This window comes from Paraburkholderia denitrificans (assembly GCF_042655705.1).
Classification (GTDB): Bacteria; Pseudomonadota; Gammaproteobacteria; order Burkholderiales; family Burkholderiaceae; genus Paraburkholderia; species Paraburkholderia denitrificans.
On the sequence record NZ_JBHSMP010000037.1, the window covers coordinates 92,370 to 118,381 of the forward strand.

Below are 26,012 nucleotides of genomic sequence, written 5' to 3' on the forward strand. Positions count from 1 at the left end.
GATGGCCGGGCACTTTCGGTATGATTGCGCGGTCAATTTTACTTCCGGCACCGCCCGCACAAAGAGGGACACCTTTGGATACGCTGCTGCACTTCGTCACCCTTGTCCTGCACATCGACAAGTTTCTCGACACCTTCATCAGAGATTACGGCACGTGGGTCTACGCGGTGCTGTTCGTGATCGTGTTCAGCGAAACAGGCCTGGTCATTCTGCCGTTCCTGCCGGGCGATTCACTGCTCTTCATCGGCGGCGCGTTTGCGGCGACCGGCAAGCTCGATCTGAGCGTCCTGATCGCGCTGCTCATCACCGCCTCCGTCGTGGGCAACACCGTCAACTACCTGATCGGCCGCGCCATCGGGCCCAAAGTGTTCAACACGCATCTACCCGTAATCGAGCGCTTCCTCGACCGCGCCGCGCTGCAGAAAACGCACGACTTCTACGCGCGCCATGGCGGCAAGACCATCGTGCTCGCGCGCTTCATCCCGGTCGTGCGCACGTTTGCGCCGTTCGTTGCGGGCGTCTCGCAGATGGGCATGCGGCGCTTCCAGTTCTTCAATTTCGCGGGCGCGCTGCTGTGGGTGCTGCTGCTCGTGCTGCTCGGCTACTTCTTCGGCAATCTGCCGTTCATTCAGCAGTACCTGAATGTGATCGTGCTGGTCGGCATTGCCGCCGCGGTCGTGCCGGTGGTCGTGGGCGGCGTGTGGAAGAAGCTGCGCAAGAACCCGCACGGCGACAACGTTCGCCGCACCAACGGCAACCGCTGATACGTCGGGCAGGTCGGCAAGGTCGGCAAGGCGCAGGCTCCGCGCCAACGGAAACGGCATCGTCAGCCAGGCTGACGATGCCGTTTTGCTTTGATGCGTACATCAGGCGACTTGCGGTGACTCGAGACTGCTCGCCTTCAACGCAGTTTCAGCGCACTTTCAATTCACGCGGCGAATGATCGAGGGCGTCTCGGGCGTGGGGTACCCGGCGTCGCGGAACGTCTCGACGATGGCGCGGTTCGTGTCGAAATAAACCTGCCAGTAACTGTCGTTGCTCGTGTAAGGCCGCACGCACAGCAGCGGCCCTTCGGGCGTGAACGACAGCACCTCGATGTCGGGCGCGGGATCCTTCACCACATTCGGAATCCTTTCGATTGCGGCGCGCAGGCGCTTCATCGCGTCGACCGGGTCGACGCCGTTGGCGATCTTCGCGGTCAGTTCGACGCGCCGCACGGAGGTGGCGCTGAAGTTCGAGATCGTGTCCGAGAAAATCTTGTTGTTGCCGACGATGTTCACGACATTGTCGGGCGAGACGATTGTCGTGCCGAAGATGCCGAGTTCCTTCACCGTGCCCGTCACGCCGCCCGCAGTGACGAAATCGCCCACCTTGAACGGTCGCAGCACCTGCATGAACACGCCGGCCGCGAAGTGCGCGAGCAGGCCGCCCCAGGCCGTGCCGATCGCGAGGCCAAGGCCGGCGAGCAGCGCTGCGAACGAGGTCGTCTGCACTCCGAACACCTGAAGGATGGCGAGAATCAACAACAGGTTCAACAGTGCGGCGAGGATGGAGCTGAGGTAGTGCGCGAGCGTCGAGTCGACGCGCTCGTTGCGCGCGAGCACCTTGCGCAGGAGGCCCGCGACGATATTGATGGCCCAGCGTCCGACGATCCACAGCACGATCGCTGCAAGGACCTTGGTCCCGAAGTCGATGCCCCGGGTCATGATGAACGTGCGGATGGTGTCGAGATCCAAGATGCCCTCGCTTGAGTCGGTGGTTGAGTCGGTTTGATTCGATGGATTCTGCCGATACGACCGGGGGGCGAAGCTGGCGGATGCGGGATGGCTGTCCTCACAGCCGTCGCAGTCCTTCCTCGTGTTTCTGTCATTTCTGGCGGGTCGCGGGCGTTGCGGCATGGCCGGGCGGACGCCACCCCGGGGCGCACTGCCGTCGGCGCCGTACGAAAAAAGCCGGACACGCGATGCGCCGCGCGTGGCCTTTCGACGGTATTGTTTCGCCTGCAACACTCACATGACAACGAGGCCCGAACATGATACTGCCGAACACCGATCTGCATCTGATCACTGTGCAACTGGAGGATCTGAGGCCGACGCAGATCACCGTCGGTTACCGCGAAGTGGAAGTCAAGCGTGCGCACTGGACGTCGCTCGACAAGAAGGGCCGTGCGTCGGCCATCGATTCGCACTGGTTTCCCGCCGTGCTCGGGCCGAAAGAGCGCTACTACGTCGTCGACCATCACCACCTCGGCCTCGCGTGGCTCAAGGAGGGCGTGCAGACCGCGCGCGTCACCGTGCTCAAGGATCTGTCGTGGCTCGAACCGCTCCTCTTCTGGCGCATGATGGAACACAACCAGTGGGTGCATCCGTTCGACTCGACGGGCAATCGCCGCGATTTCGACGATCTGCCGAAGCAGTTGTCGGGACTCGCCGACGATCCTTATCGGAGCCTCGCGGGCGAACTGCGGACGGCGGGCGGATTCGCGAAGGATACGACGCCGTTCAGCGAGTTCCTGTGGGCCGACTATCTGCGCGTGAAGGTGCCCGAGGCGCACGTGCGCAAGGACTTCGACAAGGCGCTCGCCGATGCGCTCGCGCACGCCCACGAACCCGATGCGCGCTATCTGCCGGGCTGGTCGGGCGTCGTGCCTCCGGCTGCGGCGCCGGTGAAGGCATCGGCGAAGGGATCGACGAAGGGATCGGGCAAGCGAAAGAATGCGTGATGCTTCAGGCGCGCCGCGCATGCGACGGCTGCGCGGCGCCGCGGTGTGTAGCGCAGCGCAGTGCAGTGCATTGCAGCGCATCGCCGCTTCACAGCACCGCTGCGCGGCGCCGATGGACGATCAGATCGCGTCGGGCGTCTGTCCTGCGGGCGGCGCACCACTCGACAGATAGTGGCTGAGCCATCGGCCTGCCGGCCCGGGGGCGTCGTCGACGCGATGAATCAGCGAGATGTCGTAGCTCACCGAGCGCTGGTCGGCGAGTTCGATGCGCACGAGGCGTCCGGCTTCGATGTCGTCACGTACGAGATGCACCGGCATCGATCCCCAGCCCAGCCCGGCCAGCAGCAGCCGATGCTTCGCGCTTAGATCGCCGAGCTTCCATGCGCGATTGCTGTACACGCCGAAGCTCTGTCCTTCGGTGAGGCGGCTGCGGTCCGTGATCACGAGTTGCGTGTGCTCGCGCGCATCGGAGATGCGCACCGGCTGGTCCGCCCGGGCTAGCGGGTGGCAGGGCGCCGCCACGAACACGAGTTCGACCGTGGCGATCGACTTCGCCTCGATCACGTACGGCCAGTTGTTGTTCTGTCCGCTGATCCCGAACGCGCAGTCGCCGTCGAGCACGAGCTTGAGCACGCCGCCAAGCGCTTCCATCGTGAGGTTCAGCGCGACCGTGGGAAACGCATCCACGAAGGCCTGGAGCGCTTCGACGAGCCGCTGTGACGGAAACATCACGTCGACCGCCACCGAGACTTCGCCCTCCAGCCCGCGTTGCAGCCCGGCCGCCCGCGCGTTGAGCTGACGCATCAGCAGATCGAGGCGGCGCGCGTCGGCAAGAATCGTGCGGCCTGCTCCGGTCAGCTCGGGCTTGCGCCTGCCGCGCTCGAAGAGCGGCACGCCGAGCAGCGCCTCCAGATTCGCAATCGTATAGCTCACTACCGACTGCGCGCGATCGAGCCGCCGCGCCGCCGCCGAGAAGCTGCCGGTTTCGGCGACGGCGATCAGCGCCCGGAGTTGTTCGATGCCTGGCGAGCGATCCATCGGGAATCTATCCAAAAAGTGGATGGTAATGATCGATTCTATCTGATTGTTTGAATAGATATCCCCTGGTACAGTGCGCGTTCGCCGTACCTGGAGCCTATTGCATGATGAATCAACCTCTTTCGCCTGCTTTGCCCGCCCGCCGCTACAGTGGCGTCGCGATTCTGTTGCACTGGCTGATTGCTGCGCTGATCGTCTGGGGTTTTGCGCTCGGCTGGGTGATGACCGACATCCCCGGCATCACGCCCACCAAGCTGCGCTACTTCTCCTGGCACAAGTGGATCGGCGTGACCGTGCTCGCGCTCGTGCTCGTGCGCATCCTGTGGCGTGCGACGCACACCGCGCCCGCATTGCCATCGGCCACGCCCGCGTGGGAGCGCCTCGCCGCGCATGCGGGGCACGGGGCGCTCTATGTACTGATGCTCGCGATTCCCGTGACCGGCTATCTGTACAGCTCGGCGGCGGGCATTCAGGTCGTGTATTTCGGCATCTGGCCGCTGCCCACGCTGATCGGCGCCGACAACGCGCTGAAGGAGGTGCTGCGCACGGTCCATGTCCTGCTCGATTACGCGCTGCTCGCCGTTGTGGTGCTGCACGTGCTGGCGGTCGTCAAGCACCAGCACCTCGACCGCCAGAACATCCTCGCCCGCATGCTGCCGTTCGGCGGCGTGCGCGACTAACCCACCATCCCTGCAAAGCCCTTCACCAGCGAATCGACTGCCATGACCAAACGTCTCGTCCTTACCGCTTCCGTAGCCGCGCTTGCGGCGGCTTTCAGCATGAGCTTCATCGTGAACGCCAGCGCTGCGGAACAAGCTTCAAAGACCACCGTTTCCGCGGTTTTCAAACAGATGAACGTGCCCGTGGAAGGCCGCTTCAACCGCTTCAACGCCGACGTGCGCTTCGATCCGGCCAACGTCGCCGCGGCGAGCGCGAAGATGGACATCGAGGTTGCGAGCTTCGACCTCGGCGCGCCCGAATACAACAAGGAAGTCGCGGGTGAGTCGTGGTTCGACGCCGCGCGCTTCCCGCGCGCGACCTTCGTCTCCACGCGGATCTCCCCGTCCACGAATGGCGCGTACTCGGTGGCGGGCAAGCTCACGATCAAAGGCAAGACCACCGACGTCGTCGTTCCCGTGAAGTACCGCAAGGACGGCGCGAACCAGGTGTTCGACGGCACGCTGCCGATCAAGCGCCTCACGTACGGCATCGGTGCGGGCGAGTGGAAGGACACGTCCATCGTCGCCGACGACGTGCAGATCAAGTTTCATATCGTGACCGCCGCGCACTGACGCGTACCGGCGCGTCGTTTCATCCCGCTTATATCCGCTTATACCCGCGTATATCCGTTAATCCCCAACAGGAATCACGTCATGAAGACCACGCTTTTTGCAGCCGCCGCACTCGCCGCAGCCATCGCAACGCCCGCGTTCGCGGCGCCGACCACCTACAACCTCGACCCCTCGCATACCTACCCGAGCTTCGAGGCGGATCACTTCGGCGGCGTCTCGGTGTGGCGCGGCAAGTTCACGAAGTCCTCCGGCACGGTTGTGCTCGACCGCACGGCGAAGACCGGCACGGTGGACGTGACGATCGACGCGACGTCGATCGACACGGGCGACGCAAAGCTCGACACGCATGTGCGCGGGGCCGAGTTCCTCAACACGGACAAGTATCCGACCGCAACGTACAAGGGCACCTCGATCCGCTTCGTAGGCGACAAGCCGGTGGAAGTGATCGGCTCGTTCACGCTGCACGGTGTGACGAAGCCGCTGAATCTGAAGATCGATTCGTTCAAGTGCTTCATCAACCCGATGCTCAAGCGCGAAGTGTGCGGCGCAGACGCGAAGGCCGAGTTCAACCGTGCCGACTACGGCGTGAACTGGGGTGACTCGTACGGCTTCAAGATGGCGACGATGCTGCAGATCCAGGTGGAAGGCGTCAAGGCCGACTAAACCGGCTGATATCCGGCGACCGGGCGTTGCGCTGTCGTGAGACGGCGCTTTGTCCTGTTGTGAAGCGAGCCCGCGCAGATGCTATGCGCGGGCTTTTTTTTCATTCAGCGGCGAAGCGGGGCAGGCGGGCGTAGTCGACGGGTCGGGATGTAAAGCGGGATGTGGGTCGGGAAAACCCCGAAATATTTGCGGGAATACAGGGGAATATCAAAAGGCGGGCGTAACATACATATATGAAGTTTACATGTTTAACGCCTTCCGACTCCGGTGAGTGATAACCCATTCCCCGTTGGCGGACAATTGTCAACCCAACTTAGATTAAATAAAAGACCATGTCACTCATTGCACACTTGAAAGACGAGCACCAGGAAATTTTCGCACTGCTTGAAAAGTGCCAAAGGCTGGGTATGACCGATGAGGGGAGAAAGAATCTGAGGCAGGCGCGTAACCTGGTTGTGTCGCATCTGGCTCGCGAAGACAGCAAGTTGTACCCGCAAATGCAGGCTCACACGGAAACGAAGGATCTGGCGGTTTCGTACGCATCGGAGATGAAGGACATTTCGAAAGAAACACTGTCGTTTTTCGATGCGCTCGAAAAGGGCGAATCCGGGATGGACTTCGCTCGCAAGATGGGCAGCACGATTGCGCATCTGCGCCAACGCATGACGCGCGAAGAGGTGCGCCTGTATACGGCTTTCGAGCGGCATTGCACCGCCTGATCGGCGAGGAAGATTCGAGGAAAAAGCGCGGACGGGAATCAGGTGTTTATTGCGGCGGAAATTATTCAGTAATTATTCGTCATCCTGATTAGGTGGGCGGTAAATGGCGTGCTGTACGTGATTACGCGATGATGTTCCGCGCGCGGGTTCGCGACACCGGCTTCCCGACGGATGACGCCCCCGAACTGCACGTCACATGGCCGGCGACGCGGCCCCTCCTACCGCGTCGCCGGCCGCTCCTCAGAAGCGGTGGACGATACCCACGCCGACAGCCGTCTGGCTCGGTGACGACGACGGCGAGCTATTGAAGCCATCGCCGATCGTTGCCGTCGCGATAATGCTCTCGCCCTTGGACGACAAGGTCTTACCGTTCGCACGCTGGTACGCCTCGACCGCGTAGACGCCGGTACGCTTCGACAGCGAGTAGTACTGCGCCAGCGTCACCTGTTGATACTGCGCGGCGCTCAATACGCCGTTCGCACGCGTGGCGCGCGTATAGCTGTAGCCGCCCCCCAGGTCCAGGGACTTGATCGGACGGTAATGCAATACCGTGCCCACCGTGTTGAAGATGGCGGTATCGCGGAACTTCGAGCCAGTGCCCGGGATGTACTGCACGTTCGAGTACTGTGCCGACACATCCCATGCGTCCGAGAAGCGATAACCGCCGGTCACGGCGATGCGCTGCTGCCCCTGGGCGGTCTTGTAGCCATCGTTCAGTGCCGAAACGCCCAGCTGCGAGCCGTTGTTCGAGGTCGCGGACTCTTTGCCCCACTCGCCGCCGCCCAGCGTCGAGTTGTTTATGCGTTGAAAGGCCGCGGCGAGCCCGACTGGCCCGTTCTTGTATTGGAGGCCCACGCTCCAGGTCGAGCCCGCGTTGAAGCGGCCCGGCGCGCCGCCGAGCGCGTACGACGCGCCGAGCTTGAGGCCGGCCACCGTGGGCGAAATATAAACGAGCGAGTTGTTGGTGCGATAGGTGGTGTCGAGCCCATCGATGTCCCCCGGATGCGCGCCGAAGTGGCCGGTCCGGTGGGCGACACCATTCCACGGAGACAGAAGCGTGTAATAGCTGGTGTACTGGCGGCCAGCCGTCAGCGTACCGTAGGTCGCGTTGGACAGACCCACCCACGCCTGCCGCGTGAACATCCCGCCCGCCCATTGCGAGGTGCCGTTGTTGCTGTTCGCACCGGCCTCGAGCGTGAAAATCGCCTTGGTGCCGCCACCGAGATCCTCGCTGCCCTTCAGGCCGAAGCGGCTGCCCGACCACACGCCCGATTTCATTTGGACCACAGAACGTCCGCCCGAGGTCGAGCCGCGAGAGGTCGAGCTGTTCTGCCAGACGAGGCTGTTGTCGACGACCCCGTACAGCGTGACGCTGCTCTGCGCATGCGCGCAAAAGGCCGCGCCGCCGAGGACGCACGATGCAATTATGGTTTTCTTCATGTCAAGTAGTCCTTTGTAATTAACAAGGGTTTTTGCTGCGGTTAAGCCGGATTCCCCGTATCAGGCGAGCATGGTCAGCCAGCGCGCCGCGCGGACGAGCAGCACGTCCGCCGAAGCAAAAGTCTCGACGCCCGCGACCAGCGGAGCGTCGCAGGCCGCGAACACCGGCTTGCCCCATTGCAGGCCGAGCGCGATTTCGGACAGCGTGCCGAGCCCGCCGCCCACTGCCACGAGGCAAAGCGACGAGCGTGCGATGAGTGAGTTGCGTGTGATGCCGAGCCCGGTGGGCAGGGCGACGCTGAGGTAGCGATTCGCGCGTTGCGCGTCGTCCTCCGGCAGCAAGCCGATTGCGACGCCGCCCGCCCGATGCGCGCCGCGCGCGGCCGCTTCCATCACGCCGCCCTTGCCGCCGCCGACGATCGCGATCCCGGCTCGCGCGAGGGCATGCGCGATGGTTTCGGCGACGCGCGTTTGTTCTTCGGTTGCCACGCGCGGGCCAATCACGCCGACCGGCATCACGTGCCGGTTCGCACTGCGTTGACGCGCGGCGAGATCCGCGAGTGCGCCCTCTACGAGCGTTGCGCGTTCAGTCGTGCCGAGGTCTGACAATCCATTCCCCCATTGCTAGAACACAGGTGCAGAGCGCCGTCAGTACGATCGACAGGATGGCGGCCTGCGAGAAATCGGTTTGTCCGTCGGATAACTTCAGGTAGACGAGGAGCGGCAGGATATTGATCTGCGTACCGGCCAGTGCGACGGCGGTGCCGTAGGTGCCGAGTGCAATTGCCGCGACGAGGCTCCAGGCTGCCGCCACCGACGGCCACAGCTCGCGCCAGGCCACGTCGAACCAGGCGCGCCACGGCCGTGCACCGAGCGTCACCGCCGCGTCGAGCGGCAGCCGGTCGAAATTCGCGAAAGCCGGATAGAGCATCAGTGCGACGCGCGGGATCAGGTAGTACGCGTACGCGATCACCAGCCCGAAGAGGGTGTAGATCACGCCGCCGACGCGCGCCGGATCGGCACCGAGCTTCGCGAGCAGCATCGTCACGAAGCCGGCGCGGCCGAACGCCAGGATGAAGCCGTAGGCGATCACCAGCCCCGAGAACGCGAGCGGCACGCCGAGCGCCGCGAGCGAGAGCCGCCGCTGCGCCGGCGACTGACCGGCCAGCGCGATGGCCAGTGCGATGCCGACCGCCGTCGATAGCGTGCTGGCAGCCGCCGCGAGTGCGATCGAGCGGACGATTGCGTCGGTCACCAGCGGATCGCCGAACACGGCGCCGAACGCCTCGCCGCCGTCGTCGAACGCGGCGACGACCAGCGCCGCGAGCGGCAGCGCAAACGCGACCGCGAACAGGGCGGCGGCGGGCGCCGCACCGAAGCGGCGCAACGGGCCGGCATCGCGGATATCGAGCATGGTGGACATTGGGCGTCGCATCATCGGCGGCGGTGGCGGTCGTTGTGGACTGTCATGCCGCTCAGTGGCCGAGCGTCGCCTGCGACCAGAGCTGGTCGACCTGCGCCTTTTTTGCCGCCGCCTTCGCAACGTCGAGCGGACGCACCTGCGGCGCGTTCGGCATCTTCGCGGCGACCTCCGGCGCGAGCGTGACGCTGGGCACGGACGGCCGCACGTAGCCCTGTGCGAACAGCGCTTGCCCGGCGTCGCTCATCACGTAGTTCAGCCAGAGCTGTCCGGCAGCCGGATTCGGCGCGTTCTTCACGAGGCTCATCGCGTACGGCGCGGACACGCTGCCGTCCTGCGGAATCACGACCTCGACCGCGTCGCCCATGCCATCTTTGTACCTGGCCTTCAGGCCGTCATTCTCGTAGCCGATCAGGACGGGAATCTCCCCCTTCACGAACTTCGCGTAGGGCGTTGTGCCCTCGACGCGCAACACGTTGCCCGCCGTCTTCAGCTTGCCGAAGAAATCGGCACCCGGCTTCGGATCGTCGACGCTGCCGCCCATCGCGTAGGCCGCCGCGAACACGGCCACCTGGCCCTGTCCGGCCGAGCGCGGATCGAGGTAGACGACGGCATTGCGGTACTCGGGCTTGAGCAGATCGGACCAGCGTTGCGGCACCTCCTTCACGAGCTTCCGGTTGACGAGGAACGCGATGTTCAGCGAATGCACGGTGAACCAGCGGCCCTCCGGATCGCGGAACACCGGCGGCAGCTTGTCGAAGTTCACCGGCTTGAACGGCGCGACCACGTCCCTGGATTTCGCATCGAGCGCGGAAGCGGCGAAGTAATAGGCCGTGTCGGCCTGCGGACGGCGGCGCGACTTGTCGAGTGCGACGACCGTCGCGGCGGAACCGATGTCGTTGTAGGTGATCTCGACCAACGGATAGCGCTTGCGGAAATCGGCGAACAGTGATTTCCAGTTGGCCCACTCGGGGCCCGTATCGAACGAAACGACCAGGCCTTCGTCGGCGGCCTTCTTGTAGAGCGCTTCCTCGCCGGGATAGAGCGGCGCTGACTGCGCAGCATGGGCCGAGCACGCGAGCAGCGCGCCGAGTGCAAGCGCGACGGTCTGTATGCGTCTGATCAGGGTGGGTTTCACTAGCATCGTAGTAGTCCTGAATGTGTGGCGGATGTTTGCCGAAGCGAGCGAGCGCAGGGGGTTAGTCGAGTCGGGCGGAACCGGGTTTGGCCGGGCGCGCGTTCATTCGCGCGGCGCGGCGGGCAGCACGCGCAGATGGCGCGGCTCGATCGCGATGCTGTGCGTCGCCACGACCGGGCCTTCGCCGAGCAGCGGCGTGGCCGTGCCGCCTGTGCCGCTTGTACCATTCGTCCCGCTCGTGCCGCTCACAAGGAAGTCGTAGCGATGCGTCGAACCGAAGTAGCGAACGGTGCCGTGCGTGCCTCGGATCCGGTTTGCACAGCCGTCCTGCGGATCGGCTTGCACGTGCTCGGGGCGCAGCAGCAGGTCGACGGCGTCGCCCGGACGATGCTCGCCTGTCGCGGCGCAAAGCGTCGTGAAGCCGACGTCGATGCGGTCGGTGGCGACCACGCGTCCGCTCAGGACCGTCGAATGGCCGATGAAGCGCGCGACGCGCACCGAAGCCGGAGCCTCGTACAGCTCGCGCGGTGTGCCGACCTGCAGCACGCGTCCGCCGTCGACGATCGCGACGCGGTCGGCCATGCTCAACGCCTCGTCCTGATCGTGCGTGACGAACAGCGTGGTGGCGCCGCAAGCGCGCTGCAGCGTGCGAATTTCGTCGCGCAGTTGATGGCGGATACCGGCGTCGAGCGCCGCGAGCGGCTCGTCGAGCAGCAGGACGCGCGGCTCGATCACGAGCGCGCGGGCCAGTGCGACGCGCTGCTGCTGGCCGCCCGACAGGTGCGCCGGGCGCCGGTCGGCATGGCTCGCCAGGCCCACGCGGTCGAGCATCGCGAGCGCCTGGCGGCGCCGCTTGACGCTGTCCATGCCGCGCATCTTCAGGCCGTAGGCGACGTTGTCGGCCACGCTCAGGTGCGGAAACAGCGCGTACTGCTGAAAAACCACGCCGACGCCGCGCTGCCAGACCGGCTGGTCGACCACGTCCCGCCCGCCGATCACGATGCGGCCGGTGTGGCCCGTCAGCAATCCTGCCGTGAGGCGCAGCAGCGTGGATTTGCCCGAACCGCTCTGACCGATTACGGCCAGCAGTTCGCCGGGGGCGGCCTTGAGCGAAATGTCAGCGACGCCGTGCGATGTACCCGGATACGTGTAGCTGACGGTGTCGAATTCGAGACTCATGATGTCACTTCAGTCGTTGGACGGTGGTGATCGAGACGAGCGTCGCGACGACGGCGAGCACGAGCAGCACGACGCTCGCCGCGCAGGCGAAGCCCGAGGCGCCGTAGAACGCCTGCAGCAGCACGACGGGATAGTTGCGGTAGCGGAAGCTCGCGATCAGGTTCGAAATCTGGAACTCGCCAATCGACAGCGCGGCGACCATCACGAGGCCCGCGAACAGGCTGTGGCGCAGATTCGGCAGCGCGATGGTGAAGAACTGGCGCAGCGGCGTTGCGCCGAGCGTGGCCGCGCAGGCTTCGAGCCTCGCGAGATCGAGATGGCGCAGGTCGGCGAGAAGCGTCTGGAGCAGGTAGGGCAGCGTCAGCACCGCATGGGCGGCGATCATCAGCCACAGCGTGCCGAGCCACGGCAGTGCGTTGCCGCCGAACACGGCGATATAGCCGAAACCGAGCGTGAGCGCCGGCACGGCGATCGGCAGCAGCATGACGAGCCGCGCGGCGAGCCCGCGCCCGTCACGGGCACGGTGATGAAGCGCGTAGGCGAGCGGCACACCTAACACGGCGTTGAGTGCGCAGCAGGCCAGCGCGACAGTGAGGCTGACGCCGAACGCGCGGCGAAAGCTCGTATCGGTGGCGAGATCGGCGTACCAGTGCCCGGTGAAACCGGTTGGCAGCAGCGTGTTGATCCAGCTCTGGCCGGTCGAGCCGATCAGGAGCAGCGCGATCGGCAGCAGGAGGTAGAGCGCGAACAGGACGACGACCGCCCGCAACAGCGCGCGGCCCGGCGCTGGCGCGCGATAGCGGCGGCGAAAGGGAATATCGATGGCGCCGGCCGTGGAATGCATTGAAAATTCCCTGAACGAGCGGGTAAGACGGCGTGAAACCCGGATGACTCGGTCAACGGGTTTCGTGATGACGGGCGCCAGTGTGCTGTTGCGACATGGCGTCGTCATGAAAAAAACATACAAAGGGCGCATCGACCTTTGCGAATCAGGAATACTACGTAATGAAGCATGTGTATCCGAATCTGGCGGAACTGAGTGCATTTATCAGTTCCGCTAAATATTTGAATTTCTCGTATGCGGCGCGCGAGCTGGGACTCACGCCGAGCGCGGTCAGCCGCCAGATCGCCAGCCTGGAGGCGCGGTTCGGCGCGAAGCTCTTCGTGCGCGAGGGGCGCAACCTGTCGTTGACGCGCGCCGGGGAGGTCTATCAAGCGAGTGTGGCGGGGCCGTTCCGCGAGATCGGTAATGCCTCGCTCGCGCTCCTGAGCGTGCGCGAGGACAACGACCTGCTTACCCTTGCGAGCGTGCCGACCTTCACGAGCAAGTGGCTGGTGCCGCGATTGCCGTCATTCCTTGCGGCGGTGCCGAACGTCACGCTGAGTTTCCGGCGCCATCTCGCGCACGGCGATCTTTTCCCGGTTGGACTCGATGCGGCGATCCGCTACGGCGATGGCCTCTGGGAAGGCGTGCGCAGCGATTATCTGGCCGGACGCACCTTCGTGCCGGTCTGTTCACCCGGATTCGCGGCGCACCATGCACTGCGCACGCCGGACGACCTCGCGGCCGCGCCGCGGCTCGTGCATGAACAGGCCGCAGCCGTCTGGTTCGAATGGTCGCAGACCTATGACGTCACGCCCATGAACGCATTCCTGGGACCGCGATTCGAGCAGTATGCAGTGTTGATCCAGGCCGCGCAGGCCGGACTCGGCGTGGCGCTCATGCCGGAATTCCTCATAACTGCGCCGCTCGAGGCGGGCACGCTTGTCCAGCCTGTCAATGCGCCAGTCGATGTGGATAGCCACGCGCACTTCCTCTGCTACACGCCCGAGCGCTTCGATACGAGTACGGCGCTACGCCAGCTGCGTGCGTGGTTGCTTGAGGAGTGCCCGGTGTACGGTGGGGCTGTGGCGGACGCGAGTGTGCCCGCTGAAGGGGCGGTTTGTTAGGGCAGCGGTTGGCTCAGTGGTTAGACCACGTTGCCCCATATCTTGACGTGTCAGAGCGCGAGCAGCGTGAGGCCGTGGCCGATATTGATCCTGGTGAGTGATTGGCAATGCGTTGCGCCAGTGACGTGTCCTCGCTTTTTCATGTTCCTTACATAAGGTAAGAAACATTGGAGGTGTCATTATGACCGCAGCAACCATCACTTCGAAGGGCCAGGTCACAATCCCCTTGGATGTGCGAACCCACCTTGGCCTGGAGTCCGGCGACCGGATCGAATTCAGCTTCAACGAGGCGACGGGCCGGTATGAGGTTTATCCCGTCACGCGCTCGCTCGCATCGCTCAAGGGCATCGTAAAGAAGCCTGCGAAACCGGTGTCGATCGAGAACATGAACCACGCTATCGCCTAGCAAGGGGCGTCTGCACGTTGATCGGACTGGATACGAACGTTTCGGTCCGCTTCTTCGCCCAGGACGATGCCGTGCAGTCGAAGAAGGCGACCGCGCTAATGGAGTCCCTTTCGGCGGAGCATCCGGGGTACGTTTCGCAGATCGCACTGGTTGAGACCGTGTGGGTGCTCGGGCGTTGCTACGACATCGGGCGCGAACAGCTGAAAGACATCATCGACTCGATGATCGGCACGAAGGAACTGGTCGTTGAAGGTGTTGACACGGTGAGAAAGGCGCTTTGCGTTTTCGCGGCATCCACGAAGGCGGATTTCGCGGACTGCCCGATAGCGCGTTCGGGGTACGCAGCCGAGTGCGAGTACACGGCGACTTTCGACGTGAATGTGTCGAAGGCGGCAGGGATGCAGTTGATTAAATAAACGGGAAAATTGCAGAGGCTCCTGTGGCTGCGGGCGGCGGTCCAGTTCGGAGCAATGGAAGAAAATGAAACGGAAAGCGGGGAGGCAGGAAGGGTATCTGCGCAGCAAGTGTGCTTTTGCGGAGCAAAAGAAAAGGGCCTAGCCGAAGCTAAGCCCTTGAATCTTTTGGTAGGCCGTACGGGATTCGAACCTGTGACCAACGGATTAAAAGTCCGAGCGACATCTCATTCCCTCATGTGGATTGATATCCGTGTATGTGCTCTGAATCCTTTGTGGGTAAGGGTCTTGGCCGTATTCTACGGATTTTCTTGTTGACTCATGCAGACTGATTTCCCTAGTATTTGCCTACACGGTGCCTACACGGGAAATGAATGAGCAAACAGAACTTCACGGCAGCTCGGGTCGATAGCTTCGAGTGCGAGCCCGGCAAGCTACAAACAATCTACTGGGATGCGAAGACGCCGGGCTTCGGGCTGCGCGTGACCGCCGCAGGCGCGCGGGCGTACATCTTCGAGTCTCGCCTGTTCGGCAAGACAATCCGAATGACGATTGGCAATGCCCGGGCTTGGGATCTTGGGCGGGCGCGCACTGAAGCTGCCCGTCTGAAAACGGTGATCGACGACGGCAAGGATCCGCGCGAGGTGCGAGCGGAGCAGCAAGCCGCACATGAGGCCCGTCGTGCGGAAGCCCAACGGCAGGACGCGACATTTGGCGCAGTGTGGGACGAATACCTGGAGAGTCGCAAGCCGTTCTGGGGGGAGCGCCACTATCGCGATCACGTGCAGCATGCGGATGTAGGGGGCCAGCCAAAGAAACGCGGCAAGGGGGTAACGCAACCCGGTCCTTTGGCGGCAGTTCGCTCCCTGAAGCTGTCGGAGCTGACCAGCGAGCGGATTGCCAGTTGGCTTGCGGCCGAATCGCGGGAGCGGCCCACGATGTCGGCGCTTTCGTTTCGTTTGCTTCGAGGTTTCATCCGCTGGGTGGACGATACGCCAGCCTACAAGAATATTGTCCCAACGGAGGCTTATAAGGCCCGGGATGTTCGCGATGTTGTCCCACGCGTGAAGGCCAAGGAGGGTGACTCGTTGCAGCGCGAGCAATTGACGGTGTGGTTTCGCGAGGTTCGCCAGGTTGCCAACCCAGTTCACAGCGCCTATCTGCAAGGATTGTTGATCACCGGGGCGCGCCGGGAAGAGTGGGCGGGGCTGCGTTGGGACGACCTTGATTTCCGTTGGCGAAGTCTGGTTCTGGACGACAAGGTGGAGGGAACAGGAGGGCGGGTGATTCCACTAACCCCGTATCTCGCCACCTTGCTGACGAACCTGAAACGGCTGAACGAGACACCACCGGACCGGCGGCAGCTTGCACGCCTCAAGGAACGGGGTGAGGAGTGGTCGCCATCGGAATGGGTCTTCTCCAGCAAAACGTCGGAAGACGGCAAGATTGCAGAGCCGCGCATCGCGCACAACAAGGCGCTCGCGGCTGCCGAGCTTCCTCATGTCACGCTGCATGGACTGCGGCGCTCGTTCGGAACGTTATCGGAATGGATTGAAGTTCCGGTCGGCGTCGTCGCCCAGATCCAGGGGCATAAACCTTCAGCCATCGCTGAGAAGCACTATCGGCGTCGCCCCATCGACCTGCTGCGCGTGTGGCATGACAAGATCGAGGCTTGGATGCTGGAACAGGCAGGTATTCCGTTTGAGGGCGACGCGGCGTGATCAGCAAGTAACTGACCGATAGCCCCCGGAGCTGCGAGTCCGCCGAGGCCGTCGGCTAAAATGGTCGCCATTAACCAATCGAACGAAATAACGGGGCCATGGCGGATCATCAATCACCACAGGAGCGCATCGCTGCCGCAAGGCAGCTTTATGCTGTGCTGAAAACCTGTCTCGCCCGGGCGACCTGGACGCCGCTCGAAGGGGCGCTCATCATGTCGGGCATTCTCGCGTCTGAAGGGTGCGAGGAGATGCCGCAAGGTGGGACAGGACTTGACGGTCTACCGCTTCCCAACGCCGGTCATTCCCGTTTCCACTGCGCGCGCCGCATCATGCGCGGCTGGGACGAGCGGTGCTGTGACGACGAGGAAAACGGCGTAACCACGCCAGCGAAGATGACGCCGCACCAGTTCATCGACTGGTTCGAAGGCGAAGAGATCGACACGGATTGGCTGCCGCTCTTCATTGATATCATCGTCGGCAAGCCTACGCCGGGACAGGTCGACTTTATTCCGTTACAGATTGTTGAACACGCCGCACAGTCGATGGCGATCGTCGATTCGATGCGGGAGGTGTTAGCCGGGGCAACGCCAGTCGCCGTGCCCACACCTGCATCTGAAGTTCCGGCCAGTCTCCGGAAGTCGGCAGCGCGCGTACCGATGCCGATTCCCGAGAATCGGGACCTCCTCTCTACAGACGAGTTCGCAGCAGTGATGGCCGTTGATCCCCAATCCATTCGCAAGCGGTACTCCAGTGAGGGAAGCTACCACGGCGTTCGGCCGGTCAAGCTGGCGAACCGCCGGGTGCTCTGGCCGGTTGATGCGGTGAGGCAGTTGCGCAATGGCAGTATTGTCGGCAAGGAGTAGTACCCTGCAATGGTGCTGAAATTAAAGAAGGACGCGGCGTAGGCCGAATTAGCCAACGGCGGCTGGCCAAGTTTTGGGCACCCCCCGTTACCATTGTGCTTCCGCCATTCAAAGAGAAAGTAAGCATGCGCGACCTGACTGCGCAGAAACTGCACCCGTACAGCCTGAACGAACTGATGGTGCTGACCGTCCAGCATCTGTATGTCGCCTACACAGTGGCCGTGGAGGATATTCCCGGCGAGGTGTTCATTGAGAAGGTTTTGACGCCCCTGCCGAGACTGGACAGCGGGGAGACCGACCGGCCCCTGGAAATCTTGTTGCAATACGCAACGGATGAGGCAAAGGCGAAGGGCAACGACGCGATCGCCCGCGCGCGAGTTAGCCCCATTCTGCTGTCGGCAACCTATTACTTCCGCGCGGCGCACGCACGGGACAATAAACAGCCCGACGCGGCCTGGTCATACCTGGCAGAGGCGCGGTACTGGTGCGGGATCGCGATGGCGGGAAAAGGGCTCGAAACAGCTTTGCAGCAGGCCGCTGGCGGCTTGAAACGCGAGATGGCTGCCGCGGGCGCGAAAGGGCGCTCGGGGAAATATCAGCCTCTTCGTGATCTGGCTTTTGATTTCTCCCGGAACAATGCGCCGCCAAACGGCTGGCGCTCCAGAAATCATGCTGTGCAGTCGGTTAAATCCAGGGTGCAGGATCAGGCTAGAACTTTGGGCATTGAGCTAAGCGCAGAGAACATAGATAAGACGATTCATGGTTGGTTGTCGAGCATGCCAGATGCGACGCAACTTTTCCCCAAAGGCAAATAGCGCGTCTTGATTGATCGGGGCGCACAAAAAGTCCCCCATTTGCCGGCAAACCATCCCCTGTTTGCTGGTAGATCGCGTATTTTTACCGACTTGATTTTGTAATGATCGCTCCGCACTGGAATCCCCCAGTTTGAACGGAGTTGGACATGCAAGATCATCAATCACAAGAAGCTCAGCAGGAAAAGCCGGTCGCGCCGGTCAGTCAGCTGTTCGCGGTTTTGCTGCGTTGCGTAGACGTCCAGCAGCGTACGGGGTTGTCGCGCAGTTCGGTGTATGCCCGCATGAACCCCTCTGAGCCCGCGTATGACAGCAGCTTTCCTTTGCCCGTCAATGTCTCTGCCAAGGGTGGCTGCGTGAGCAACCGCTGGATCGCGCATGAGGTCGATGCGTGGATTGCCAACCGCCCTCGCGCCCGCGTAGTCGTCCGCAAGGAGGACGGCCGTGGCTGCTAAGAATCGTGACATCAGGAATCTCGCCGTACCGACCATGTTCAATGAGCAGGCAGCATTGGCTGCGCTGGCTCATGTGAAAAGCGCCGAGGACGTGAAGCGTGAACAGTTCCAGGTCTGCGTCAAGTTTGTCCAGATGGCTCGTGAGAAGGATCTTTCATGGGACAAGATCGCCGACGCAATTTTCGAGCATGGTGGCCCAAAGCTCACAGGTATCGAGGTCGGCAAGTTTTTTCAGGAAAATGGGCGCGCAGACCCTTCCGCGCGTGCGGCACGTAAGGCAACAAAACGCAAGCCGGACAGCGCATTGAAAGCAGCCTTGGCACCATTTTCCCCGCCGGCGCAGCCGAAACCGCAGGGGGCTCGTGCATGACCGATGACGACAAATCCGTTGCACTGCTGGCAGAACCAATTGCCTGGCACAGTGACAAACCCGCGTTTCCCGACTTTCACTCCGAAGACGAAACCTACCCTTGGGAAGCCTTGCCGCAGACCATCAGGGGCGCAGTTATCGAAATGTGTAAGAACGACAACCTGTCTGTGCCCATTGCGGCGCAGGCGGTGTTGTCTGCCGTTTCCCTGGCTTGCCAGGACCTGATCTTGATAGATCGCGGCATAGACGCTGGTTATAAATCGGTGTGTTCGCTTTTCTTTCTGGTCGTAGCTGATACGGGTTCGCGCAAGTCGCGGGCAGACCAACTGGTTGTCAAACCGATTGAGGAGTACGACGCTGCCAGGCGTGCCGCGTTCGAAGAAGACATGGTTGCCCATGAACTGGGCCAAGCCACGTTGCGACGGCAGATTCGTGAACTGGAGAAGGCTGCAGGGCAGTTGCTTCGCAAATTCATAACGCTACCCGTTGGCGGCGATGCCAATGCGGAGAAGCTTGCACAGAAGGCTGGTGAAATGGCGCGGACGGTGGAGCAAAAGCTTGCGGAACTCAACCGGCAATTCATTGAACTCCGTGCGCCCCGATTGCAACGGGTTTTGTACTCGAAAATCCCGATACCCCAGCTTGAGCAATGTATGGCGCAGGATTGGCCCGCTGCCGGTCTTTTTTCAGACGAAGCTGCAGGGATTCTCAATTCCAGAGGCGAATCCGACATGGCGAGTCTGGATCACTTGTGGGATGGTGCCCCGGTTGATGTGGTTGGCGGCACGAAACAGGAAAGCTTTTCCGTCCGCGATCCGAGATTGACCTTATCGCTGATGGTGCAGCCTGTCGCATTCGATCGCTTCCTGGAGCGGAAGGGGGAACTGGCGAAGGGCATCGGGTTAATGTCCAGATTGCTTTTGTCCAGACCGGAGACCGCGTATGGGAGCCGTCTGTTCGTCAGGCCGGAGGATCGCTCGACCGTATGGCTCGACCGCTGCAACAAGCGAGTTCAAGAGCTACTTTCTCACTCGCATACGAGTATCGAAGATCGGGCGGAAAACCGGAAGACATTGTACTTCGAGCCTGATGCCCAGCAATTCTGGGAGGGTAAATACAACGAGATTGAACGTGGAATGGCAACGAAGGGGAAATTTGAAAACGAGCGGGAATTTGCCAATCGTGTTGCTGAGCATGCCGCACGACTATCGGCGCTCTTTCACTTTTTTGAATGCGGCGATATGAGCAAGCCGGCCAGTACGGGCCTGGCAATTCCGAAGTCAACGGTTGAGGCAGCCTTCACGGTTGCGGAATGGTATCTCAATGAATTCAGGCGGGTGTTCAATCAGGAAACCAGGATGCGTGAGATGGCCGGATATGTGCTGACGAAGTTCAGGGACATGCTGGAGAGCGTCAATGGTGGCCCTCTGGGGGATCTACCTAACGACGTCAGAGCGGTTTGTGACGTGCCCGTGCAAGATCTACGCGCCAACTGTTCACGCTATGGATTGAAGAAGATCGAGAATTTCAGGCCCGTTCTGGATTGGTTGCGTGCCAGGGGAAATGTGCAAATTCGGGAGGCAGAATCCCGCACGACAAGTCGGGTGCCCAATCCGCCGAAGAGGAAGCCGGAGTCAGTCGAAATCAAGTACCGCGTGGCTGGAGATAGGTACGAGTTCTTTTTCGATCTCGATAACAAGTGGCTGCGGCCGAATCTCAGATAGTTGGGTTGGACAACAAATTTCCGAAACAAGCGCAATGAAAAGTCGCCTTTTTCGCCTTCCGGAGGCGGAAAGGGCGCTCTTTTTATGTGGCTTGCGCGTGATTTCTTTAAAAAGAGCCCTACGTGCCGTTCACAGTTCGACTGTCTAACGGGCATCAACATGAGCGCGGAACGGTTGGATGCCCGCCGGCGTTCCTCCTCGAAAGGTCAAGATTTACCTCAAAGCTTGCTCAGAAAATCCCTTTGTCGTTGCTGTCCGGAACAAATCTTTTCAGTGGGGAGGTTGGTGTACGAGGTAATACCCGGCGGCAAGGCATGGCGCAAATTTTCCTGCTTTATCGTTCTTGAAATGTTGCATATTCGGAGGAAGAAATAATTTTCAAAAAGGCAATAATTCCTCGATGTTCAATCGCTCAATTGTCGGTCTTTCGTTCACATGTGGATTGGTGTAAATTGCAGCCCCTATGTAATAGGTTTTAGAGAATAATGTTTCTTAGATAACTTTCATAGAGACAGGCTTGTGAAATAGATCATGGGGAAGTAGGCTTATGTGTTGAATTTGAAAGAATGGTTTTGTGATGTCAACATTCCAATATCCCATGTTAGTAAATTTTCAATAAATAAAATATTTGTTAAATCGACATGCCATAATGGCATGTCGATGATTGACATTCTGTAAATATTTTTCTACCACATGACTTGATCCGTTGGCGTAACAATCAACGAGGTCAGCCATGTTCGATAGCACGAAAAAATACTGGTTCGATAAGAACGATGATCCATGTACCCAGAAACGCAAGAAGCAACGCTTCATCAGAAACCGGATAACGGGTCTTGACTTTGAAGATGAAATGTTTGATGAACGCAAGAGCTATCAGATACTTTTCCCTACCCTGAACGTCAATGAACGATACCGTGATGATGTCGGCTTCAGAACGATGCGGAAGTTCCGCGATACGCTATTTCGGCGCATCAAGGATGCTCACGCTTATGAACGCAAACGTAGGCGTATGGGCAGACCACTCAAAGAGCATGAGCGCACTATCCTGCATGACATACACGGATTGATTTGGCGACAGGAGAGTGGCGAGCGAGGTGGCGAACATCTCCATCTAGTCGTATGGGTATCGGTCAGTCGGCGAGATCACATGACTGCATGCGAAGAACTGGGCCTGGCGTGGCAGCATATTACGCATTGGGGCGACTTTCACAACGGGAACCGATATGCCCATTCGTACAGAAATAAGTACGGCGTAGCCATCGGCTATGTCCACCGCGATGACGAAGAAAAGCGTGAAGCGCTCCGCAAGGTCATCGGCCTGTACATGGCCAAGGTCACGCAGGTCCCCGCCGATAGTGACGAGGACGACAAGCTGTTCGGCACGCGCTTCTTTGAACGGTAGTCGTATTGCAGACTACTCTGAGCTTATCGGTCATGACCACTACCCCGTGAAATGCCGCTCAAGCTTTTCGACAAACTGCCGATAATTCGATCAGAGCCTTGATCATGTCGCGATGACATAGCGATGCCTACAAGGTCTAAGCAGATGCACTGCGTCAAGCGAGTTGCGGTAAATAAGCGAGAATTAACGCACAGACCGATGGAATAGGGGATGGCTTCCAGCAACAGAATTAATCACGCCCTGCACGATCCGAATTGGAGCTATGACACGGCAAATCGCGTGCGGCCTACCGATTGTCTTGCTATTCACGGTCCGGCATGCGGTTATCTGCGGCAATGGCCTCCATGGTTGCGGCGACGCTCGCGAGTGAATCTTTGTGGTGGCGCTTCAAGTGCCCGTGGATGTTTTCGTTGCGCAGGAGCCGGCTCATAAAACCCTTGGCGACCACCAGGGAGAGCATCGTGTCTCCGACCGTGTCCTCCACGGTCTGGCAGTCCTGGCGCAAGCGCTCCATTTCCGCCTCCATCCGGGCGAGCTCTTCCGGCGAAACGTTCACTTTCTTTGTCGGCTTCGCCTTGTCCGACAACGCGTCCGGGCGGCTCGTGACATAAATCATTTCGGCGTAAGTCGAGCTGAACCTGTTCGCCGTGGTCATCATTTCGGCAGCCTCGATCTGCCGGAAGGGCCTCATTTTTCTCAAAGTAGAAAAGACCGCCGGCGCCACCTGCCGGTCTTTCAGCAAAGCGGCTGCTTCCGGCGCCACGCCGTCAAGCAAATGGGCGCGTTCGCGAATGCGCCTCACGTCCATTTGCAGGACCTCCGCGATCCGCTGCTCGGACGCGCCCTTGGCGAGCGTCGCGCGGATCATTCGATGCTCCTGCACGGCCGTCGTCCGGGTTATCTGCCGGTTGAAGGTGAACCCCTCGTCATCCGTTGAAATCATGCATGGCGCCGTTTCTCGCCCCAACTGCTTCAAGGCTTCGAGCCTTAGGCGGCCGTCAAGGAGATCGTATTCGCCGGCCCGCTGATTCGACCGATAGACGGCGAGCGGCTCGATGATTCCCAGCTCCGCGACGGAACTGTGAACGCCGGTCGAAATCCGACACTAAACGACGGCGTTTTTGTAACAAGGCACGGAAATTGACGAGTCAAGGGCGGGCATAGCCCGGCGCAGCGAATCCTTGACGCGGTGCGGGTTTGTCACACTCGGGCATGGTTGGAAGCGCGACATCCTCGGGCTTCCAACCATGGCAAACAACGTTTTTGACGTCGTCGTTTTGTGTCGCTTTTGGACCGTCGTCAACAGGAACTGAGTATCGTGCGGAATTTGGGCGTGGACAAAACAGTCGGCGCAAGCGGCGCGCCGGGTTTGATCGCGCCGAGCGGCACTTCGATGATTTCCGGCTCGAAGCCGTGCTTCACGTTTGTCATGGCATAAGCTCCGGGGGGATTCGGCTCGCCAACGCCTCGGGAATGTCCAATATGTTCTCGGCCCTCATCAAAGTCCGAAAGTGGTCGTCTGCCAAGAATTTTCTAAGAGCGGAAGTCATGATGAGCAGCCGCTCTTCTTGGATTCTTGCGTTCTTCACGACCATCTGCCGGCGACGCACTTCGGTTTGGTAGGTCTTCAACAGTTTTTGCGGAGTCGGCTTGTCCTTCGGTTGCGGCTTCTTGGAATGGAACGCTTTGCCGACCGCGTCGCGCTTGCTGATAATCTTTCGGACGCGCATGAGCTGCTCACCCTTTAAAGTGCCCTGTTCGTAGGCCGAGACCATTGCGGCTTGCACCTCCTCGCTGGGCGAGCGCGCGATGTCCATCGCCAGCCACATCGGCACCACTTTCTTTTCGACCGCGCGGAGCAATCGCTGCTCCCCGTTATCGAGCAAATGCAGAATCCCGTTGATATAGCTCGGATCCAGATTGGTCTTGCGCGAAATCTGCTCCGTGCTGTATCCCTTGGCTCTCAGGACTTGGAGGCCGCTCAGAAGCTCCTCGGTCGTGTGCCGCCGCCTCGCCAAGTTTTCCGCAAGCGTGATGAGGAAACGCTCGATCTGGTCGGCTTCGACCACGCAGCATGGAATCATCTGCTCGCCTAAGGCCTTCAACGCTTCCAGGCGCCCTTGTCCGCACAACACCTCATGCCAGTCGCCAGATTCGTCGCGGCCGCCGTAGGCAACCGTTATAGGCCGTTTCAAGCCAATGGTGGCGATGTTCTCCACCAACTGCGCGAACAGGTGCGGGTTGCGCGTTCGCGGGTTAAGGACACGCAACTGCGTCGCAGGTATGAGGGAAATCGTCTCGCTGCGCGTCAGCGTCGCAGCCAGCCTGTCAATTCGATCATTCATACGAGACTCCCTTCAAAGGAACCCTGCGCGCGAGATGGGCCAGCATCGAAAGGTCTTCGAAGCGGTAGGCTTCGAATCCGTAATCGTTGTGGTCGCCGAGCCTGACGAAGTCTGACCGAACGTCGATTGCCGGCAGCAAGAAGAAATCGCGAATGGAGAGCGCGTCAAACTCCATCCGAACAGCGACGGTTATGTCCGGCCGCAATGCGTTGTCGAAACGGATGATCCAGCGGTTTGTCCCCGCGGCTGTTGGGCGGCACCTGGACAGCGCGAGCGAGACGCGAAATTCCTCGTTCACCCACAAAAGCCCCGTCCCCTCGTCGCGCTCCACGCGGGCGCCGGCTTCCGACATCGCTTGCACCGCTTGGCCGACCACCTCGGGATGCAGATCGCGAAGCCTACGGTTGATTTCAACATAGCGGTAGTCTCTGTCCGGGGCGTAGCCGATCAGGTCGTACGTGCGCAACAGGCTCCCAAAACGGCTCGCGTATGCGCTGCTTGACGGGCAAGCCGGCGCCTCGTCGATCACAATCCCAGACAAGTAGCCGTTGCGCAAAAGCAGCTTTCGCAACGCGTCGAGCATCTGGTCGTCGCTCAGGCGATAGGAGCGCGCTAGGATCATTTGACGGGCTGCCTCGAACATCAGCCTGTCGACAATCGGCGCGAAAACGCGCTCTGCTCGGACCCAAGAAGCGGGCGGATTTCTGACTCGCTCTTGTTTGAGCTTGAACGACGTGCGGTTCCAAACGTTGTCTCCGACATACTTTTCGTTGATCAAAATCTGGTGCACCGTGCCGCGCGTCCAAGGCGACCCACGGTCGGTCCGCAGGCCGTCTTCATTGAGCGCCGCCGCGATTTCGGACTCGGTCCGCCCCTCTTCGACGAACTGCCGGTAGATCCCTTGGACGGCCGTGACCTCTTCCGGAGGTCCAGGCGCGAGGATGACGCGATCGGTCTGGATAGACTTGTGCTGTCTGCGGCGCAACTCGCCTTTGACGGCTCCCGCTTGGTCGACCAGGACGCGGCGCAAGCCATAGCCGGCCGGCCCTCCTTGGCGGTAGCCACAGCGAATCAGCCGGCTCTGCCCCGCATGGACCTTCACCCCCAACTCGCGGCTGTATTCGCCAGCCATGCTTCGCTTGAGGCTTTTGATGAGGCTGGAGACTGGACTGCCGTCGTTTTCGAACTGCTCCGCGCAGTAGAGCACGCGAACGCCGGCATGCTTGCACCTGACTTCATAGCTGGCGCTTTCGTCGGGGTCTTGGAACCGGCCCCAGCGGCTTACGTCGTAGACCAACACGACCGAAAAATCAGCGGTTCCGGATTCGACATCCCGAAGCAACGATTGCAACGCCTCGCGTCCTTCGAGCCGAAGCCCGCTCTTTCCCTCGTCCGCGTAGGTGCGCACAATCTCATAGTTGCGCGACTCCGCGAAGGCCGCGATCACGTCCCGCTGATTTTCGGTCGAATATTGCTGATGCTCCGTCGACATTCGCACGTATGCGGCGGCTCGCGACCGCGCGTCATTTGATTGCGAACCGTCTTTGAGTTTGGACCGGCTCATCCCGCCTCCCTTGGATCGCCGATTGACGGGCCGCGCAAAAACCCGCGCGACGCGTTTTATTCGTGCTTCCAGGAAATATAGTTTTGGAGGTTGGAAAAATGTTGCCCAAAACAAGCAAGAAGTTGCGCGATCAACAACACGAGAAAATAGGCGCTGAATATCCGCTCGCCATTGCCATGGCGCTGAAAAAGGACTTCGGCGATTCGCGGCGGATGATAAAGACGTTGGAGAGGTGGACTGGCGCGAGCGGACGAACGGTGCAAAACTGGCTTTCGGCGGTTCGCGGCCCCAGCGGACCGCACTTGTTGGCCCTAGGAGACTGTCGGATTTTCGGGATAGGCGGTCATCCGGCGGACGGAGCCGGGCGTTAATGAAT

General features: G+C 61.0%; 29 protein-coding genes. 17 read left to right on the top strand and 12 right to left on the bottom strand.

Annotated features, from left to right (window positions below; all coding sequences use genetic code 11):
- Positions 1-74 precede the first annotated feature (74 nt).
- Entirely contained in the window at positions 75-764 is a 690-nt protein-coding gene (locus ACFPTO_RS22435; protein ID WP_377714847.1) for a VTT domain-containing protein, read from the top strand.
- Between the two features lie 159 nt (positions 765-923).
- Here ACFPTO_RS22435 and ACFPTO_RS22440 read toward each other — a convergent pair whose 3' ends face one another.
- The gene (locus ACFPTO_RS22440) at positions 924-1,736 is read right to left on the bottom strand and encodes a mechanosensitive ion channel family protein (protein WP_377714849.1); all 813 of its coding nucleotides are present in this window, start codon (positions 1,734-1,736) and stop codon (positions 924-926) included.
- A 296-nt stretch (positions 1,737-2,032) separates the two neighbouring features.
- Between ACFPTO_RS22440 and ACFPTO_RS22445 the strand changes: the two genes are divergently transcribed.
- A complete protein-coding gene (locus tag ACFPTO_RS22445; protein ID WP_377714851.1) occupies positions 2,033-2,722 on the top strand; it encodes a ParB-like protein in 690 nt (229 codons plus the stop codon).
- Positions 2,723-2,842: 120 nt separating this feature from the next.
- Here the strand turns inward: ACFPTO_RS22445 and ACFPTO_RS22450 are convergent, their stop codons facing one another.
- Positions 2,843-3,760, bottom strand: a complete 918-nt coding sequence (locus ACFPTO_RS22450) for a LysR family transcriptional regulator (protein ID WP_377714853.1) — start codon at positions 3,758-3,760, stop codon at positions 2,843-2,845.
- A gap of 107 nt (positions 3,761-3,867) precedes the next feature.
- Here ACFPTO_RS22450 and ACFPTO_RS22455 point away from each other — a divergent pair, with 107 nt between their 5' ends.
- From ACFPTO_RS22455 to ACFPTO_RS22470, 4 genes are all read left to right on the top strand, one after another.
- Positions 3,868-4,440 (top strand): cytochrome b, encoded by a 573-nt coding sequence (locus tag ACFPTO_RS22455; RefSeq protein ID WP_377714908.1) that lies wholly within the window; start codon positions 3,868-3,870, stop codon positions 4,438-4,440.
- A gap of 42 nt (positions 4,441-4,482) precedes the next feature.
- On the top strand, positions 4,483-5,052 hold the full coding sequence (locus ACFPTO_RS22460) for a YceI family protein (protein ID WP_377714855.1): 570 nt from the start codon (positions 4,483-4,485) through the stop codon (positions 5,050-5,052).
- An 81-nt stretch (positions 5,053-5,133) separates the two neighbouring features.
- Complete coding sequence (locus ACFPTO_RS22465) at positions 5,134-5,715, top strand: YceI family protein (RefSeq protein WP_377714857.1); 582 nt, start codon at positions 5,134-5,136, stop codon at positions 5,713-5,715.
- Between the two features lie 332 nt (positions 5,716-6,047).
- Positions 6,048-6,434, top strand: coding sequence for a hemerythrin domain-containing protein (locus ACFPTO_RS22470; protein ID WP_377714859.1), 387 nt, complete (start codon positions 6,048-6,050; stop codon positions 6,432-6,434).
- Positions 6,435-6,674: 240 nt separating this feature from the next.
- On the opposite strand, the gene ACFPTO_RS22475 is transcribed toward ACFPTO_RS22470, so the two are convergent.
- The 6 genes from ACFPTO_RS22475 to ACFPTO_RS22500 all read right to left on the bottom strand — a co-directional run bounded on the left by ACFPTO_RS22475 (position 6,675) and on the right by ACFPTO_RS22500 (position 12,455).
- Entirely contained in the window at positions 6,675-7,874 is a 1,200-nt protein-coding gene (locus tag ACFPTO_RS22475) for a porin (protein ID WP_377714861.1), read from the bottom strand.
- Positions 7,875-7,934: 60 nt separating this feature from the next.
- A complete protein-coding gene (locus ACFPTO_RS22480) occupies positions 7,935-8,390 on the bottom strand; it encodes a TIGR00725 family protein (RefSeq protein WP_293033731.1) in 456 nt (151 codons plus the stop codon).
- 70 nt (positions 8,391-8,460) lie between these two features.
- The gene (locus ACFPTO_RS22485; RefSeq protein ID WP_377714910.1) at positions 8,461-9,288 is read right to left on the bottom strand and encodes an ABC transporter permease; all 828 of its coding nucleotides are present in this window, start codon (positions 9,286-9,288) and stop codon (positions 8,461-8,463) included.
- Between the two features lie 61 nt (positions 9,289-9,349).
- Positions 9,350-10,438 (bottom strand): extracellular solute-binding protein, encoded by a 1,089-nt coding sequence (locus ACFPTO_RS22490; protein ID WP_377714863.1) that lies wholly within the window; start codon positions 10,436-10,438, stop codon positions 9,350-9,352.
- A 96-nt stretch (positions 10,439-10,534) separates the two neighbouring features.
- Positions 10,535-11,611, bottom strand: a complete 1,077-nt coding sequence (locus ACFPTO_RS22495) for an ABC transporter ATP-binding protein (RefSeq protein WP_377714865.1) — start codon at positions 11,609-11,611, stop codon at positions 10,535-10,537.
- Positions 11,612-11,615: 4 nt separating this feature from the next.
- Entirely contained in the window at positions 11,616-12,455 is an 840-nt protein-coding gene (locus ACFPTO_RS22500; RefSeq protein ID WP_377714867.1) for an ABC transporter permease, read from the bottom strand.
- A 161-nt stretch (positions 12,456-12,616) separates the two neighbouring features.
- Here ACFPTO_RS22500 and ACFPTO_RS22505 point away from each other — a divergent pair, with 161 nt between their 5' ends.
- The 10 genes from ACFPTO_RS22505 to ACFPTO_RS22550 all read left to right on the top strand — a co-directional run bounded on the left by ACFPTO_RS22505 (position 12,617) and on the right by ACFPTO_RS22550 (position 21,727).
- Positions 12,617-13,561 (top strand): LysR substrate-binding domain-containing protein, encoded by a 945-nt coding sequence (locus ACFPTO_RS22505; protein WP_377714870.1) that lies wholly within the window; start codon positions 12,617-12,619, stop codon positions 13,559-13,561.
- Positions 13,562-13,742: 181 nt separating this feature from the next.
- Positions 13,743-13,967 (top strand): AbrB/MazE/SpoVT family DNA-binding domain-containing protein, encoded by a 225-nt coding sequence (locus ACFPTO_RS22510; RefSeq protein ID WP_377714872.1) that lies wholly within the window; start codon positions 13,743-13,745, stop codon positions 13,965-13,967.
- Positions 13,968-13,984: 17 nt separating this feature from the next.
- Positions 13,985-14,383, top strand: a complete 399-nt coding sequence (locus ACFPTO_RS22515; protein WP_377714874.1) for a PIN domain-containing protein — start codon at positions 13,985-13,987, stop codon at positions 14,381-14,383.
- Between the two features lie 371 nt (positions 14,384-14,754).
- Positions 14,755-16,101, top strand: a complete 1,347-nt coding sequence (locus tag ACFPTO_RS22520; RefSeq protein ID WP_377714876.1) for a tyrosine-type recombinase/integrase — start codon at positions 14,755-14,757, stop codon at positions 16,099-16,101.
- 98 nt (positions 16,102-16,199) lie between these two features.
- Positions 16,200-16,964, top strand: a complete 765-nt coding sequence (locus tag ACFPTO_RS22525) for a hypothetical protein (protein WP_377714878.1) — start codon at positions 16,200-16,202, stop codon at positions 16,962-16,964.
- Between the two features lie 125 nt (positions 16,965-17,089).
- Positions 17,090-17,779, top strand: a complete 690-nt coding sequence (locus tag ACFPTO_RS22530) for a hypothetical protein (RefSeq protein WP_377714880.1) — start codon at positions 17,090-17,092, stop codon at positions 17,777-17,779.
- A 146-nt stretch (positions 17,780-17,925) separates the two neighbouring features.
- On the top strand, positions 17,926-18,231 hold the full coding sequence (locus ACFPTO_RS22535) for a helix-turn-helix transcriptional regulator (RefSeq protein WP_377714882.1): 306 nt from the start codon (positions 17,926-17,928) through the stop codon (positions 18,229-18,231).
- Positions 18,221-18,601: a hypothetical protein gene (locus ACFPTO_RS22540; RefSeq protein ID WP_377714884.1), complete on the top strand. Its 381-nt coding sequence runs from the start codon at positions 18,221-18,223 to the stop codon at positions 18,599-18,601. The genes ACFPTO_RS22535 and ACFPTO_RS22540 overlap by 11 nt, the downstream gene beginning before the upstream one ends.
- Positions 18,598-20,325, top strand: a complete 1,728-nt coding sequence (locus ACFPTO_RS22545) for a YfjI family protein (protein ID WP_377714886.1) — start codon at positions 18,598-18,600, stop codon at positions 20,323-20,325. The genes ACFPTO_RS22540 and ACFPTO_RS22545 overlap by 4 nt, the downstream gene beginning before the upstream one ends.
- Positions 20,326-21,058: 733 nt before the next feature.
- Entirely contained in the window at positions 21,059-21,727 is a 669-nt protein-coding gene (locus tag ACFPTO_RS22550; RefSeq protein ID WP_377714888.1) for a hypothetical protein, read from the top strand.
- 301 nt (positions 21,728-22,028) lie between these two features.
- Here ACFPTO_RS22550 and ACFPTO_RS22555 read toward each other — a convergent pair whose 3' ends face one another.
- The 4 genes from ACFPTO_RS22555 to ACFPTO_RS22570 form a co-directional block, all read right to left on the bottom strand.
- The gene (locus ACFPTO_RS22555; protein WP_377714912.1) at positions 22,029-22,826 is read right to left on the bottom strand and encodes a plasmid partitioning protein RepB C-terminal domain-containing protein; all 798 of its coding nucleotides are present in this window, start codon (positions 22,824-22,826) and stop codon (positions 22,029-22,031) included.
- Between the two features lie 200 nt (positions 22,827-23,026).
- Positions 23,027-23,158: a hypothetical protein gene (locus ACFPTO_RS22560; protein ID WP_377714890.1), complete on the bottom strand. Its 132-nt coding sequence runs from the start codon at positions 23,156-23,158 to the stop codon at positions 23,027-23,029.
- Positions 23,155-24,072: a plasmid partitioning protein RepB C-terminal domain-containing protein gene (locus tag ACFPTO_RS22565; RefSeq protein ID WP_377714892.1), complete on the bottom strand. Its 918-nt coding sequence runs from the start codon at positions 24,070-24,072 to the stop codon at positions 23,155-23,157. The genes ACFPTO_RS22560 and ACFPTO_RS22565 overlap by 4 nt, the downstream gene beginning before the upstream one ends.
- Positions 24,065-25,636 (bottom strand): recombinase family protein, encoded by a 1,572-nt coding sequence (locus tag ACFPTO_RS22570; RefSeq protein WP_377714894.1) that lies wholly within the window; start codon positions 25,634-25,636, stop codon positions 24,065-24,067. The genes ACFPTO_RS22565 and ACFPTO_RS22570 overlap by 8 nt, the downstream gene beginning before the upstream one ends.
- 98 nt (positions 25,637-25,734) lie before the next feature.
- Between ACFPTO_RS22570 and ACFPTO_RS22575 the strand changes: the two genes are divergently transcribed.
- Positions 25,735-26,007: a hypothetical protein gene (locus tag ACFPTO_RS22575; protein ID WP_377714896.1), complete on the top strand. Its 273-nt coding sequence runs from the start codon at positions 25,735-25,737 to the stop codon at positions 26,005-26,007.
- Positions 26,008-26,012 lie beyond the last annotated feature (5 nt).